Below are 15,142 nucleotides of genomic sequence, written 5' to 3'. Positions count from 1 at the left end.
TTGCTTCAGTTGGCGGGTTATAGGTGCTCAACAGCTTGTAACTCTGGCTGTAATCCTGCAACTATTTCAAATGAATATAGTCGTGCCTGATGGTCGAAAATCTGGCCATTCACCATCAATTCGTCAGCCTGGGTCTCCCGCAGTAATGACTGAAGCCCATGCCGCACTTTACTTTTATCACCAATAATAGATAGGCGTAGCGCCTGATCGACACCAAATTGTTCGGCGGGTGAGCAGATATTATCCATGTTTTCTACTGGTGGCGGTAGTTGACCTGGCGTGCCGCGGCGTAAATTGACAAATTGCTGCTGCATGGAGGTAAACAGGAAATGGGCATCGCGCTCGCTATCTGCAGCCACCACGTTCACACAAACGATAGCATAGGGTTTTGGCCATTGAATGGACGGCTTGAAGTTTTCCCGATAGAGCTTGAGCGCCTGGAATAACATATCTGGTGCGAAATGTGAGGCGAAGGCGAACGGCAGGCCCATGGCCGCAGCCAATTGAGCGCTATACAGGCTGGACCCCAGTAGCCACAATGGAACATGCAAACCCTGCCCAGGCACGGCTTGTACCGCTTGCCCCGGTTGTACTTCAGCAAAGTAGTTTTGCAGTTCGCCAACATCGGCGGGGAAGTTATCCACTTCACCGGACAGATGGCGGCGTAGTGCCATCATGGTGCGTTGGTCACTGCCGGGAGCACGGCCAAGGCCGAGATCGATACGGTCTGGGTAGAGAGAGGCGAGGGTACCAAACTGTTCGGCAATCACCAGTGGTGAGTGGTTAGGTAGCATGACGCCGCCGGAGCCGACACGGATGCTCTTGGTACCTCCGGCAATATAGCCAATCAGTACTGAGGTCGCCGCGCTGGCAATACCTGTCATGTTATGATGCTCAGCGAGCCAATAGCGGTGATATCCCCACTTTTCAGCATGTTGAGCCAGACTCAGCGAAGCATGAAAAGCCTCTCGTGGTGTCTTGCCTTGCGCTATCGGCGATAAATCAAGCACTGAAAGCGGAACTGTCTTTTTGTCAGTCATAGAATCGTCCATCTTAACCTTATGTCGAGTCGCTTGAAGGGCGAACGCACTAATTTATTAATCCAAACAGGGGGCTAGCCGCATTAATACGCACATAAGAAGCCACATACAGTGCGCGACTATCACCTATAAAAGCATAATCTAAATCGTGGTTTGGCAAGGGGGAATAAATGCGGCGGCAAAAGGATGATTGAAGCGATGAAAAAGAGAACGCCATGGACCCTACGATTCGTGGTAGTAGCTATATCGAGTGACTGGGTAAGAATGCCTGCGCATAGAATGATACGGGCGTAGTGCTACGCCCGATGGGTTCTTATGACACCAATTCCAGCCCCGCGAGACGCCGCCAGTAGCCGTTACAGTCGGCTTTATCGGTCAAGATGAGTGGGCTCAATCCCTGCTCATTAGCCCGGAACTGCTCGATAACTGTCAGCGTATCTAGACCTTGCGGAGAGAGTCGCACGATATCCACTAATCCTTGCATGGAAATCAGTTCATTACCGAGGTTATAGCAGTAGCCACTTTGGGTTTGAATACCGTTTAGGATGAATACCTGTTGGTCTTCTTGTGATAATACCGGCCGCCCTTGTGGGTAGTTGATGCAGCAGGTTTCACACTCATCTTTGGCTCGGTCTTCTGAGCGCGCGGTGAAGCAACGGGCAGAATAAGCCAGCGGCAGGTGGCCGTAGCTCAATACTTCTACCTCAAACTGATTGCGGAACCCCAGCTCTTCGCACTGTTGCAGCACATTAACCAGCCAGTCACGTGATAGCTCAACCGGCATACACCAACGCATCATGCCCTGACGGTGTAAAATTCGCAGAGTATAAGCGTTGTAGCAATTCAGGGCATGGCCGGCAACAAAGGGTAAGCCACGTTCAGCGGCCATATTCACCGCCCCCAGGTCATTGGCTTCCAGCAAAAACTCACCGTTTTCCACATAACGTTTTAATTCATTCAACTCTGACGGTGCTTGCAGCAGCGCCAGTGTGGAAATTACCACCTGTTTGCCACTGGCAGCCACTTCTTTAGCAAGTGCCAACCAGTCACCCACCTTCATTTCACGGCGTTTGGTACAGACATTCTCACCGAGATAAATAATGTCGGCGCTGCTGTTGGCCGCAGCTTGGTAAAAGGTTTCGATATCAGTTTTTGGCCAGTAATAGAGTACTGCGCCTAAGGCGTACTTCATGTTTCCTCCGGCTACTGCCACTTACGATGATAAGCACCCAATGTAGTTTGAGTACCTTCGGACATTGCGCCCAGTTGTTCCATCCATTCCGCTTTGGCGACAAACTGCGAGGGGTTGGCCTGATAGCGGTCAATCGCCTGTCGCCAGACCTTGGCAACCTGGCTGACATAAGCTGGACTGCGTTGGCGGCCTTCAATTTTCACTGACGCAATGTTGGCAGCAAACAGCTCCGGTAATAACTCAAGCGTATTCAAACTGGTTGGCTCTTCCAACGCATGATAGCGCTGACCGTCCACCCGATAACGGCCTTTGCACAGGGTGGGATAACCGGCATTCTCATTATCTTCATAACGGTCGATCAGCACTTCATTAAGGCGAGACTCCATCCCCTGTGGGGTTTGCTGCCAGCGAACAAAGCGCGCTGGAGAGCAGGCTCCGACCGTATTGGGTGATTCACCGGTCAAATAGGAAGAAAGGTAGCAACGCCCTTCAGCCATAATGCATAAGCTGCCAAAGGCAAATACCTCCAGTGGCACCGGGCTGGTACGCGACAGTTGTTTCACCTGATGCATTGACAGTACGCGTGGTAAAACCACTCGCGCCACATCGAAATGACGTTGATAAAAGCGGATAGCTTCATCATTGGTAGCCGACGCCTGTACCGATACATGGCGCTCAACCTCCGGGTAACGTTCGGCGGCATATTCCAGCATGGCCAAATCAGCCAGGATCAGGGCATCCGCCCCAAGCTGTGCCGCCATATCCACCGCCCGCTGCCAGCGGGAATAACCGTCAGGGTGGGCGAAGGTGTTAATGGCGATATGCAGTTTACGTTTGCGGCTATGAACGTAATTGACCGCTTCCTGCAACTTTTTATCGGTGAAATTGAGGCCAGCGAAATGGCGGGCGTTGGTATCATCTTTCAAGCCAATATAAACCGCGTCGGCACCATTATCGATGGCGGCCTTTAATGCGGGTAAGTTGCCGGCAGGACAAAGCAGCTCCATAGAGTTTTCCTGAATGAGTCAACGGCTCGCCTTGCTGAGGTTACCGCTGGCAATTATTGTTCCCCATCCGAAGATGATATTCGTGGCGATGAAAATTTTATCGAGTGGCGATTCTAGTTAACCTGCTCCCCCCGGACCTTGATTTAAGGCAGTTTCTTTGGCATTGGTGTCATTCTTCTGATATTTAGCAATACTTTCAGCGATAACTTGGTGCAAAATTTATCGATATAACGCGCTTTCCGGTTTTGCTAATGTGGCAAAATAGAACTTTATTTTATGCAGATTGATACCCAAAGTAATTGGAATTGCAGGTAGCCAACACCCCTGCGGCTTCAAGTACAAAGGGGATATCACCAAAAAGGAGTCTGCCTGTGTTGGGAGAACTACGAGCACGTCTGGTGCGTCAAGGGCCGGCGCTACTGCGGGGTCCGTTAAAATTGACCCCCTTTGCCTTAAAACGTCAGGTAATAGAGCAAGTGCTGGGGTGGCAACTTCGTCAGGCTCTGCTGGACGGAGAACTGGAATTTTTGGACTCCCGCTGGTTAAAGATTGAAGTGCGAGACCTCGCATTGCAATGGTTTATGACAGTAGAACACGGTAGGCTGGTCGTAAGCCAACAGGCTGAAGCTGATGTGAGCTTTAGCGGTGATGCCAACGATCTAATTTTGATCGCTGCCCGTAAAGAAGATCCGGATACGCTGTTTTTCCAGCGCCGGTTACGAATTGAAGGGGATACCGAATTGGGTCTGTATGTCAAAAATCTAATGGATGCCATTGAGTTGGAGTCCATGCCAACACTACTGCGTGTTGGCCTGCAACAACTGGCTGAATTTATCGAGGCAGGTCAGCAAGAGGGTGCGGCGAGTGCTTCCCGTACATTAGCATCGTGCTGATCCGGGTTGAAATTCCGGTGGATGCGCCGGGGATCGACGCCCTGTTGCGTCAAGCCTTCAAGCAAGATGCAGAAGCCGAGCTGGTACAGCAACTGCGTGAAGATGGCTTATTGACGTTGGGTATCGTGGCAACTGACGATGAAGGCGGTGTGGTTGGTTATGCTGCATTCAGCCCGGTTGAGGTGGGGGGTGAAGACCGTCAATGGGTCGCACTGGCACCACTGGCCGTGGAGGAGGGGTTGCGCCGCCAGGGTTTGGCTGAAAAACTGGTCTACGAAGGGCTAGACTCTCTGAATGAGTTTGGCTATGCCGCTGTCGTGGTGCTAGGCTCTCCAGCCTATTATCAGCGTTTCGGTTTTGTACCAGCGGCTCGTCATCAATTGACCTGCCGTTGGCCCAGTACTGAAGAGGCTTTTCAGGTTTATGCGTTGGCGGAAGATGCACTGGCGGGTGCTGATGGTGAAGTGGTGTTCTCTGCCCCGTTTAATCGCTTTTAACGCCAGGTAACGATAGCAACGAAGAAGGCTGGCTAATTACCAGCTTTTCTTTTTGCTGCTTATTGAGTTGCTTCACCCGATATTCTAACTTCAATGCTGTCGATCTATCCCCTGCCTCACACTGAAATACCAAGGTTAACTCACCTTTTCCTCGCAGCGCTTTCGCGCCTTTCCCTACCTGATGTTGGGCTAATCGCCGTGTTACATCTGTGGTGATACCGGTATAGAGCATGCCAGTGGGGGTGCGCAGTAGATAGAGATACCATAGGCTGTCCGACATAATTTTATTCCAGTCCGGGGGTAGCGGTGCGGAACATTATTACCGGAATCAGCTGCGGTATCCTGATTTTTTTATCGACTGGCACCTGATTGGTTAAATATGCGGGGGAAGTGACCTTCCACCCGCAGGGTTATGGCTAGTTATTTGGTTTTTGCTGCAAACTCAAAGCGTGGTGAAACCAAACCGTACAGTGTCCAACCAAGGAAGGTAACAATCGCACCCCATGTCATGGCTTCTTGCCCTGAGCTGTAAAGCGCATAGAAGCTATACATCGCACCAATGAAGGCAATGATATTGGCTTTACGCGCTTTGGCTGGTGGCACATTGGCGGTTTTCTGGATAATGACCAGCGCTGCCATCGACAGAATATAAGGGATAATATTGGTGACTACCGCCAGATTGACCAGCACGTTGAACTGTTTGTTCAGTGACGGGCTAATGGTCATCAGGGACAGCACACTCTGGATGACAACAATGGTCAGCATCCCTTTGATGGGTGCATCGGCTTTACTGACTTTTGAGAAAATTTTCGGGAAGAAGCCTTCATCAGCAGAGGATTTGAATACCTGAGCGATGGTGAACTGCCAACCCAGTAATGAACCCACGCAGGACATGATCATCAATGCCATGATGATTTTACCGACCGCAGGGGTGAACATATAAGCGAACGCCAGGCCAAACGGCGCTGTAGAGTTAGCCAAATCCATATTTGGTACGATACCGGCAATCACGTTGGTTGAGATGATATAGATAACCGCTGCACCTAAAGTCCCACCGAGTACGGCGATCGGAACGTTACGTTCAGGGTTTTCGACAGCATCAGTATTGGCACAAGCAGATTCCAGACCAAGGAAGGCCCACAGCGTCATTGAGATAGAAGAGCCGATGGCTTCAAAAGTGGGAACTGCATGTGGGTTCCAGGCCGCCATATAGGCTGAACCACTAAACCAGAACCAACCAACGATTGAGATACCGACCACTGGGATAATAACCCCCCAGATAGTAACACTACTGATCTGCCCGGTAATGCGCGCGCCACCAAAGTTAGCAACCGTTGCCAGCCACAGTACGCCAATGGTTGCAATACAAATACCCAGTGGTGTTAGTGTCGCTCCCAACAATTCAGTGCCGTAACCTACTGCTGAGATTGCAATGGCGATATTGGCAATCAACAGTGAAGCACCATAGGTGTAGTTCGCCATAAAGTTGCCAGATTTGCCGAACGCATATTCAGCATAGCCGCCCATACCACCGGATTTACGGCTGAACATCCCACATTGGGCGAAGGCATAGGCCAGTGCCATTGAACCTATTGCGGTGACTAACCATGAGACGATAGAGATTGTCCCGACTTCGGCGAGTTTGGTTGGCAGCATAATTATTCCTGACCCCATCATATTGACGGCGGTTAGAATTGTTAGCTGTACTACTCCCATCTTATTATTTGTTTTACTCATTTTTATTATCTCTTTTTTAATTTCAGAGACTGCAGGAATAATTTATTCCCGCAGGTTTGAGTTATTGGTGTCGTCAAATCCCTTTTTATTTGAAATTATAGCCTTGTTGGCGATTATCATTACTCGGTCCATCCTACTTGGACCACGCAAATAGAGTTGTCACCCGAATCACTTAATGTTAACCAGTGATTCGGGATTATTTCGTTTGCCGCCAGGCTGTAACGCCAACTAAATTGGGTATAAATTTATTATTGTTAACTTATTGCTTCATCATATAACCGTATGCACGGTTCCAACCATCTTCGTCGACTTGTAAATAAACGCCTTGTAACTCAGGCGCAAACCCTGGTAGTAAATTAATACTTTCTTCTAATGCCAGGAAATAACGCTGTGCAGCACCCCCCCAAACTTCACCAGGGACTACACACAATACTCCCGGTGGGTAAGGAAGCGCACCTTCAGCAGCAATTCGACCTTCGGCTTTACACAATGGTACTAATTCGGCATGACCACGGACGAATTCAATATTGGCATCCTGTGGATTCATCATAACTTTAGGGAAATACTGCTTGCGGAACATCTCTTTCTGTAGCTGTTTAACATCATAGCTGACATAAAGGTCATGCATTTCCTGACATAATTTGCCAATAGTATAACCTTTGTAACGTGTTTCATTATTACGATACACAGTAGGTAATACATCGCTTAACATTGCATCTTCTTCGATGAAACGTTCAAAACGGGCAATTTGTGCGACCAGGTGCTGCATTTTCGCCAAGTCTTCTGCTGGCGTTAATAAGAATAGGATCGAGTTGAGGTCACATTTTTCTGGCACGATACCATTTTCGCGCAGGAAGTTAGCCAGAATGGTTGCTGGGATCCCTGATGCTGTATATTCACCAGTATTAGTATCAATACCCGGAGTGGTTAATAATAGTTTGCATGGGTCAACAAAATATTGTGACTCTTCATAACCTTCAAATGCATGCCATTTTTCGCCAGGAATAAAGTTAAAGAAGCGTAAGTCTTGTGCCATGGCATCGGTGTCATATTGCTGCCACAGTTTGCCATCAACTTCTACCGGTACAAAAGGCTTAATCATATTACAGGTATTCAAGATCATTTTACGTGCTTCAATACCGGTCTTAACACAATCAAGCCACATGCGTTGACCACTTTTGCCTTCATGCATTTTTGCGTTAACATCTAAAGCAGCAAACAATGGATAGAATGGGCTGGTGGAGGCGTGTAGCATAAAGGCGTTATTAAAGCGTTTATGATTGCAGTAACGATCCTGACCTTTAATATGTTTATCTTTTTTATGAATCTGCGATGTTTGTGAGAAACCAGCTTGTTGTTTATGTACTGATTGAGTAACGATAATGCCCGGATCATTTTCATTCAGTTCAAGTAATAATGGTGAACAATCTTTCATCATTGGAATGAATTGTTCGTAACCTACCCAAGCAGAGTCGAACAGAATATAGTCACAAAGGTGGCCAATTTTATCCACAACCTGACGAGCGTTATAGATGGTGCCGTCATAAGTACCCAGTTGGATGATAGCCAGACGGAATGGGCGCGCTTCGTTAGCACGATCAGGTGCTACGCTACGGATTTGTTCACGCAGGTATTTTTCTTCAAAACAGTGGGCATCAATACCACCAATAAAGCCAAATGGGTTACGGGCAGTTTCCAGATATACCGGTGTTGCACCGGCCTGAATCAGCGCACCATGATGGTTGGATTTATGGTTATTACGGTCAAACAGCACCAGGTCACCACGCGCTAACAGCGCATTGGTAGCGACTTTATTAGAAGCAGAAGTGCCGTTCAGTACGAAATAAGTTTTATCGGCGTTAAATACTTTTGCTGCATGTTTTTGAGCATCACAAGGTGCGCCTTCATGAATAAGCAAATCACCTAATTTTACGTCGGCATTACACATATCAGAGCGGAAAATAGTTTCGCCGTAGAAGTCAAAAAATTGGCGGCCCGCTGGGTGTTTACGGAAGAATTGACCACCCTGATGACCAGGGCAAGCAAAGGTAGAATTACCCATCTCCACGTATTTCTTTAATGTACTAAAGAACGGTGGCAGCAGCTCTTTTTCATATTTTTCTGCGGCTGATTCCAGTTGTTTACCATAAAAATCAGTATTGTCACCACACAGTTCAAATACCCCATTTAAAGAGGGTAATACATCGGTATTCAACTCTTCTTCACAGCAGACAGCGGCAAAAATTGGAATCTCTAAACCCAACTCATGAATGCTATCAATTACACCATTATTAATGTCCTGAACTGAAAGCACCACGGCTGCAATATCAGTAAAATCGGTATGTAAAACATCTACGACTTCGCGCTGTGATTCAAAGCAAGGTATTGCCGATAAACTTGCCGCGATATTTAATTTTTTCATCATAAATTCTCTTTTATTTTAAGAGGCTATTTTAATTGTCACTTTGAGGTTGAGCAGTGCTCGAAATCCTCACGTAGCCATGATTTATAAGGTCATGGTGTACGCTCCGGTTTCCATGCGCTGGTCGCACTAAAATTGCCTGTGACAATTACGCCTACATTATTTGTTGGTTTATTTAAGTTAATTTCCATTAAATTTTTGGTATAGCAGTCCATATCAATGAAATAATATTCATTAATAGTCTTGGCTGCTTTCTGCGTAACACCGTGACTGAATTTCAGACGCAGTGATCCTCTGGTCATTTAGCATTAATGACAAAGGTGACAGTAAATTTTACAGGATAGCTATGTTTCTGCTGAAAGATGAATAACACAGGCTGAGTATCGATTGGTTAATAAAAACCCACAATCAGATAAACGTATAAATATAACCGAGTGTTAGTCTCTTCGGAGAAAGCAGACAATAGTTAACTCAACGTAAAGGTCGTAAACACTTTTCGCATTTGTTAAATATTGTGCATAGACAATGACTATCCAATAAAAGTGGATGTCATCGCAGGGAGGATGTTATCTATAGTGATAATAAGAAAAGTTAAAATAACTACGATGTGCCGGCATCATTAAATGCGTTGTTCGCCTTATATGCGCCATTTTTTTGTTGTTATTTTCCATTTACGTAAGGTCTCTATTTTTTAATCAAGGTTTACGAGCAATGAACTGATGGTGGCTATTTTAGTCATAACACTTATTCATTCTGTGACTCAAATCATGTTTTCTACCGATTTTAAAAGGTGATATGACTAAAAAATGAATAAATTATCGATTTTATTCATTTTAAACGTTGTTTATTCAAAACTGTACTGTATGTTATGCAAAACAGTAAGGTTATATTTAACACGACGGATACATTGGCAGGCTTATTATTATCCAATATTAGCAATGAGAGCGGGTTCTTAATAGTTTTTGTATTTTATTTGTTAATCCATAATTATTTGTTACATCCAAATTTATACGTAAAATCTGCATATAAATTCATATGTACCTTATGCGGTAAATGTTAGCTAAATCACGTTATTAGGCTGTTTCTCGGCTAAGACTCTATTATTAGGAAGGATATGCTGGCAATGATCCCCTGCTCAGAGATAAGTATGGGGAAGGAGGGGCAATGGCTGCCCCGACACGAATAAGTTTAACTGAATAGCGGTAGGTCGGTGCGGGTAGCGGGGATTTTTATCTGTATAACCTGCTGTTGACGGGTCAATTTGAGCGACAATATCTGCCCATCATTCTCTACCTGGAGGTGCAGTAACGGATCATGGGTGTTCATATCAAAAACACATGTCACCTGAGCCTCCGGTTGACGATTACGCAAAATCAGGTAGCTGATATCACGTACTGACGGATTTGCCGGTGCCAGTCCTTGGAATAGTGTGGCATCGGCCGCCAGCCAAAGTGATAGCGGGTGTGCTGCTGTTTGATAGCAACACTGGATAACACCATTGAGTGGCTGGGCAGTAACCTGATGCAAATAGTGCATGGGGCCACTGTCATTGAAGACTGAATTCTCACCCATCAATTCTGTTGCTACTCCGTCGATATGCAGTGTCCAATCCCATTGTTGTTGATGTGGATTAGCGATATTACTGATATCAATGATGGCATCTTCCAGCCACAAAATACGGCGACGGAATTTTACGTCGCGATAGGATTCGCTGTCCCACTGAATCCGGGTATGGCTATCCAACTCGGGTGCTGTTTCTCCCCAATCAACCTCTGTATCCAGCCAACTAAAGTTAGCCGATTGATGCCAGTGATGGATAACCGGCACTGCTGGCGGTTGATTTGTTTGGTTAATACTGAGCGTATTGTGAGTTGCACTATTTTTGTAGTAGCCATAATGCAGTTGCGCACCGTAACCCGTGGTGCCTAAATCCGGCAGGATCTCGTGCCCTTGCTCAAACAGAATTAAATTTAGCCGATCATAATGATCATGTTCACCACCATATGGGCTGTGTTTTACCAGCAAAGCGCGCCCTGCTTGTGGCTGACGTAAAATTGTTAGCCCGCAATCCGGTGCATGCAGTGTGTCTGTCGGTATGACATCAATCATTTGTGGTGGCAATTCTTCAACACCGTACAGCAGGGCATCCAGATTTAAGCGCGGCTGTTGGCGATAAATATGTTGCAAGGCAGCGGCATATTCATCATTGCCATAAGTTTTAAAAGCAAATTCATATAAATGAGCGTGGTTGAGCTGCTCTTGCCCAGCGGTGCAATCGTTAATTCGTGGAAATGTCCCGTCTGGCATTAACAGTTGAAGCGGGAAACTGAGCATATTGCGGTAATAGGGCAGGGCAAGTAGGCTATAGCGGCTACCTGCAGCCAGCTTTTCAAATGACCAGAAGCCTTGCAGTGCATAAAAGTGATAATGCACTGAGCCTTCAAACCACAATCCTTCACTGAACAGCCCATGCTCCAACTGATAACGCAGGCCATAATCTGCGTTGACGGCAAACTCAATATAGTGCTCTTCTGCCAGAATCAGGCCGATCACGGCGATCGCACTGCTGATTTTAACTTCATGGTTATGTAATTGGCGGGTACGGTGTTGCATCAGGAAATCTGCGCCTTCGCGCAATAAACGCCCGGCGATGCAGTCGCGCTGCTCCTGACTGAGGGCATCGGAGATAAAATCATAACCCAAAGCAAAATCGAGCAGGCAATTGGCCTCACACAGGGTTTGTGCATTGGCCTTACCCGGCCCGTTGTACGGAATACCGCCGTGAACTTCATAATCAGGGTAGTGACGGGCATAATTAATCAGAATGTCCCGCACTTTATTGAAGTAACACACCTCCCCAGTTAACTGCCAAAGCAGACCTAGCTGATTACAGGCTTTGGCATTCAGGCCATTAAGCGCCCGCCACCAGGCACCGTCATAGGGTTCGCCACTGAATAACTGAGAGTCAACCGGGCAACGATGCTGAGTGGGTGAGTCGCGATCCCACTCCAGCCGCACACCGTGATCCGGGCAATAATAGTAATGATTCCAGGTGGCGATACCGGTGGCAGGAACCCGTGTTGCCGAGTCCAAAACCACCCGATTATCCGCAATCAGCGTGGCAATAATCTCCGGCTGTTGCACTCTATTTCCCTGTTGTCGTACAACCCGCTGGCGGATTTTAGCCATCTGCCGATCCGTAAACTGCTTCATATCTGGTGTGTCCTCGACGAGAGTTATTTTTGCGCGATCAGGGGTTGTGTGATCGGATAAAGCAGGATTTCGACGGCATCTGGGTATTTTGCTATCAGATATTGTGCTTTCTGCTGGAACTCACCGTCAGCAGGGTAAGCTCGGGCGGCGGTTATCATATTGATCAAGGCTTTCTTATCTTGTAGGCCATCCAAGTCTTTATACGGCCAGGCTTGGTCGCTATTGATAAAACCTGCTACATATTGATAGCCTTTTTTCAGGCTGTGCTCGTCCAGAGAAAAGTTCCAGATATCTTTGTCTGCAACCTCACCCAACCGGCCTAGCTTGTTGTAGGCTTCTAAATGAAAATTACTGTAATGCCAAGGACGAGTACGTTCCAACTCGGCATTTTGTCGGCCCTGCATATCAAAATGCGAGGGGATTCGACGGAGTTGAGTTATCTCCAGGCGCTTTTGAGCGGCGGCTTTTTGGTCGCTAAATAGAGCAAAGGAGGCGGCCTGCATATCAAAATAGGTGCCGTGATTATTATGCCAATTGTCTTCTTCGAAACCGTTCTGGCTGGTAGTCATCCATTGGTAAAAGTCTTTATACCAAAGTTTGATTGCTTGATAGTCGGTATCATTAAGTACATTGGCTGGTCTTATCAATTCGACAGCATCAATCACATCGACCAGTGCCCGGCTATCGATCAAACCAATCCCGCGCCCTTCATTGATACCCGGAATGGCTTGGGCATATTGTAGATTCGGGTTCATTCGGGTGTTTGGATTGACAAACCAGTTAGCCAATTGATCCCGTGCTTTCTCGGCGTACTCGGGCTTACCGGTAAAGCTATAAGCCAATGCCAAATAATAGACATCTTCGCTTAGGCTGTTCATGCGTTTTTTATCGGTGGCGTCACTATTGGCGTCTGGATTTGTTTCGCCGTCTTTACGCAAATAAGGCATGCCGTCTTTCTTGCTTGGGTCTGGCCACCAATAAGGCGGGAAGCTGTAATAGTCGTGTTTATCGCCACTGGCGGCCGACAGGCTTTTATCCATAACGGAGTACAGTGGTTTTTTTAGTGCTTTATCTGCCTTATCTATCAGATTTTTATACGATTTTTCATATAACGGATTGTTTTGTTTAACCTGAGCGATGCTGTAGTTTATATCATCCATTTTTAATAGTAATGGGTAGCTTTCCGCAGCATAAATAAAAGGGGAAGACCCCAAAAGCATAGCCAGTAATAGGTTTTTATTACCTGAAATTTTCATCACTACTCTCCTTTTTCTTTATGATTTACATTATTAAAAATAAAGAATTCTGATTGCTTTAATTGCTTTCCTTATTGTTTTAAAATAGAAATTTAACCTTATTAAAATAAAGTAATTAAATGTATTGGCACTCTTTAAATAAAAAATAACACTGTTTAATTTCAGATGGATTTGAATTCTATGGGAAAGTTTTTTGGCTTTTGTGATCCAAGTCTATATTATAAATTATCTGTAAATAAATAATTTAAATTGTGATGAATATCAAATTAAATCTTAGTTTTAGACGTTTTTTAGCCAATTTTAATAATTGCTTGGTTTTTTTAATTTTTAAAATGAAGATTTTAATTTATTGTTTTATATGATTTACTTTGTTTTTATTCATTTTTTGTTGATTTTTTTAATGTGATCTCAAGCAGAAATATTTAAATGGAATTAAGTTTTGTTTTTTATGGTGTAGTTTTTTGTTTTTCTCTGGGTTCTAATGTTATCGAGTGTTTCGTGATTTTATTCTGTTATTTAATCTTCTGGGTAAATTCATAAAAATTAGATTTCAACGAGGCGATGAGATGAAGACAAAAATGATAATGTCACAAGTAAAAATAAAATCCTTGCTGTTATTAACTTATTTAGCCATGGGGATCCCTTCTCTTCACGCTGCAGAAACATTGCAAGTGTGGATCCGCGCCAGTAATGATTCCAAGAATATTTATAAAAAAGAAGCCGACACTTTTGAGAAGAAAACCGGTATCAAGATTGAATATTTCAATGCGACGACTGATTTTGAACAGCGTCTGGCACGGGCCGCAGCGGGTAATGCGCTGCCGGACCTGATTTTCAACGATGCCGTGGCTATTGGGCAGTTTGTCCAGCTTGGTATTGTCGAACCGATTGAACCGAAAAATATCATTGGCGGAGAAGATATCTTCGATACCGCCTGGAAAAGTGCCCAATATATTGATGGTAAATATTATGGGGTGCCTACTTCAGCTCAGACCTTCGCCCTGTTTGTACGTAAAGACTGGCGAGAGAAACTGGGATTAGAACAGCCTAAAAACTGGCAGGATATCAGTACATTAGCGAAGGCGTTTACTTTTAATGACCCGGACGGCAACGGTAAGAACGATACCTATGGCTTTATTCTACCGGCTTCAACCACCCGTGGTTACGCCAGTTGGTTTATCAGTTCTTATCTTTGGCAGGCCGGCGGTGATTTTATTCGCCCAACCAGTGAAGGTAAATTTAAAGCATCGTTGGAAGAGCCAGCAGCGACTGAAACGCTGAGTTTCATGCGTGGCATGGTATGTGACAAAACGGTACAGCCGGGGGCTATCAATGCCACTACCGCAGATGCCATTCCATCATTCCGTTCCGGTCAAAGCGGCATGTTCTTCTCCGGCCCATATCACATTGCTTTGTTTGATAAAGATCCCGGTAAAGAGGCTTTTGAAGTGATCCCACCGCCGGCCGGAGCAAAAGGGCAGGCAACACTGGCTGAAGGCACCACCGTATTTTTGATGAAAAGCAGTCAGAAAAAAGAAGCCGCTCAGAAATTCATAGAATTCATGATCTCACCTGAAGGGCAACAAATCGGCATGGGAATGGGCAGCAACAATATGCCGGTCGTGCGCTTGTCGATTAATAAGCAAGTTGATACTAAAGCGGTTTATAACGATCCGCGCTGGGCAATGTTTGCTGACTTATATGCCGAACATGGCCGCTATATCCCACAAGTGCCTAACTGGACGCCTATTCGTCAGGTCACTGCTGAAGGTTTCAACCGCATCTTAGCCAACTGTGACAGTGATATCCCTGCTGAATTAAAAGCCGTGAATCAGAAAGTGAACGATGAATTGGCTAAACAGAATGTCTTAGGGCTGTGAGTGAA

General features: G+C 45.8%; 12 protein-coding genes. 3 read left to right on the top strand and 9 right to left on the bottom strand.

The features are described from left to right. Positions 1–17 precede the first annotated feature (17 nt). The 3 genes from V1953_RS18715 to ubiU all read right to left on the bottom strand — a co-directional run bounded on the left by V1953_RS18715 (position 18) and on the right by ubiU (position 3,239). Positions 18–1,040: a luciferase-like monooxygenase gene (locus tag V1953_RS18715; RefSeq protein ID WP_083160889.1), complete on the bottom strand. Its 1,023-nt coding sequence runs from the start codon at positions 1,038–1,040 to the stop codon at positions 18–20. Positions 1,041–1,353: 313 nt separating this feature from the next. Beyond that, on the bottom strand, positions 1,354–2,232 hold the full coding sequence (locus V1953_RS18710; RefSeq protein WP_083160888.1) for a U32 family peptidase: 879 nt from the start codon (positions 2,230–2,232) through the stop codon (positions 1,354–1,356). A gap of 11 nt (positions 2,233–2,243) precedes the next feature. Next, positions 2,244–3,239, bottom strand: coding sequence for a ubiquinone anaerobic biosynthesis protein UbiU (ubiU, locus tag V1953_RS18705; protein WP_083160887.1), 996 nt, complete (start codon positions 3,237–3,239; stop codon positions 2,244–2,246). Positions 3,240–3,610: 371 nt separating this feature from the next. On the opposite strand from ubiU, the gene ubiT reads away from it, so the two are divergent. Beyond that, entirely contained in the window at positions 3,611–4,132 is a 522-nt protein-coding gene (gene ubiT / locus V1953_RS18700) for a ubiquinone anaerobic biosynthesis accessory factor UbiT (RefSeq protein ID WP_083160886.1), read from the top strand. Continuing rightward, the gene (locus tag V1953_RS18695) at positions 4,126–4,629 is read left to right on the top strand and encodes a GNAT family N-acetyltransferase (RefSeq protein WP_083160884.1); all 504 of its coding nucleotides are present in this window, start codon (positions 4,126–4,128) and stop codon (positions 4,627–4,629) included. The genes ubiT and V1953_RS18695 overlap by 7 nt, the downstream gene beginning before the upstream one ends. Here the strand turns inward: V1953_RS18695 and V1953_RS18690 are convergent. The 6 genes from V1953_RS18690 to V1953_RS18665 all read right to left on the bottom strand — a co-directional run bounded on the left by V1953_RS18690 (position 4,616) and on the right by V1953_RS18665 (position 13,260). Continuing rightward, the gene (locus tag V1953_RS18690) at positions 4,616–4,909 is read right to left on the bottom strand and encodes a GIY-YIG nuclease family protein (RefSeq protein WP_083160882.1); all 294 of its coding nucleotides are present in this window, start codon (positions 4,907–4,909) and stop codon (positions 4,616–4,618) included. The two genes, V1953_RS18695 and V1953_RS18690, sit on opposite strands and share 14 nt — an antisense overlap. Positions 4,910–5,049: 140 nt before the next feature. Next, positions 5,050–6,366 carry a putrescine-ornithine antiporter gene (gene potE / locus V1953_RS18685; protein ID WP_102970482.1) on the bottom strand — a complete coding sequence of 439 codons (1,317 nt, stop codon included), beginning with the start codon at positions 6,364–6,366 and terminating at the stop codon, positions 5,050–5,052. A 259-nt stretch (positions 6,367–6,625) separates the two neighbouring features. Next, positions 6,626–8,788, bottom strand: coding sequence for an ornithine decarboxylase SpeF (gene speF, locus V1953_RS18680; protein ID WP_372569846.1), 2,163 nt, complete (start codon positions 8,786–8,788; stop codon positions 6,626–6,628). 566 nt (positions 8,789–9,354) lie between these two features. After that, entirely contained in the window at positions 9,355–9,438 is an 84-nt protein-coding gene (gene speFL, locus V1953_RS18675; protein WP_223300551.1) for a leader peptide SpeFL, read from the bottom strand. A gap of 538 nt (positions 9,439–9,976) precedes the next feature. Then, on the bottom strand, positions 9,977–12,001 hold the full coding sequence (locus V1953_RS18670; protein WP_083160878.1) for a heparinase II/III domain-containing protein: 2,025 nt from the start codon (positions 11,999–12,001) through the stop codon (positions 9,977–9,979). Between the two features lie 23 nt (positions 12,002–12,024). Next, on the bottom strand, positions 12,025–13,260 hold the full coding sequence (locus tag V1953_RS18665) for an alginate lyase family protein (RefSeq protein WP_193784742.1): 1,236 nt from the start codon (positions 13,258–13,260) through the stop codon (positions 12,025–12,027). A gap of 563 nt (positions 13,261–13,823) precedes the next feature. On the opposite strand from V1953_RS18665, the gene V1953_RS18660 reads away from it, so the two are divergent. Next, positions 13,824–15,137: an ABC transporter substrate-binding protein gene (locus V1953_RS18660; protein ID WP_083160874.1), complete on the top strand. Its 1,314-nt coding sequence runs from the start codon at positions 13,824–13,826 to the stop codon at positions 15,135–15,137. Positions 15,138–15,142: the final 5 nt, after the last annotated feature.

The organism is Yersinia sp. 2541 StPb PI (assembly GCF_052217145.1).
GTDB classification, from domain to species: domain Bacteria; phylum Pseudomonadota; class Gammaproteobacteria; order Enterobacterales; family Enterobacteriaceae; genus Yersinia; species Yersinia enterocolitica_E.
This window is presented reverse-complemented; position numbering and strand designations above follow the sequence as displayed.

What these genes read in the sequence shown, in the direction of transcription:
- V1953_RS18715 (WP_083160889.1), bottom strand. Translation starts at nt 1,040, where the DNA reads ATGACTGACAAAAAGACAGTTCCGCTTTCAGTGCTTGATTTATCGCCG.
- V1953_RS18710 (WP_083160888.1), bottom strand. Translation starts at nt 2,232, where the DNA reads ATGAAGTACGCCTTAGGCGCAGTACTCTATTACTGGCCAAAAACTGAT.
- ubiU (WP_083160887.1), bottom strand. Translation starts at nt 3,239, where the DNA reads ATGGAGCTGCTTTGTCCTGCCGGCAACTTACCCGCATTAAAGGCCGCC.
- V1953_RS18690 (WP_083160882.1), bottom strand. Translation starts at nt 4,909, where the DNA reads ATGTCGGACAGCCTATGGTATCTCTATCTACTGCGCACCCCCACTGGC.
- potE (WP_102970482.1), bottom strand. Translation starts at nt 6,366, where the DNA reads ATGAGTAAAACAAATAATAAGATGGGAGTAGTACAGCTAACAATTCTA.
- speF (WP_372569846.1), bottom strand. Translation starts at nt 8,788, where the DNA reads ATGAAAAAATTAAATATCGCGGCAAGTTTATCGGCAATACCTTGCTTT.
- speFL (WP_223300551.1), bottom strand. Translation starts at nt 9,438, where the DNA reads ATGGCGCATATAAGGCGAACAACGCATTTAATGATGCCGGCACATCGT.
- V1953_RS18670 (WP_083160878.1), bottom strand. Translation starts at nt 12,001, where the DNA reads ATGAAGCAGTTTACGGATCGGCAGATGGCTAAAATCCGCCAGCGGGTT.
- V1953_RS18660 (WP_083160874.1), top strand. Translation starts at nt 13,824, where the DNA reads ATGAAGACAAAAATGATAATGTCACAAGTAAAAATAAAATCCTTGCTG.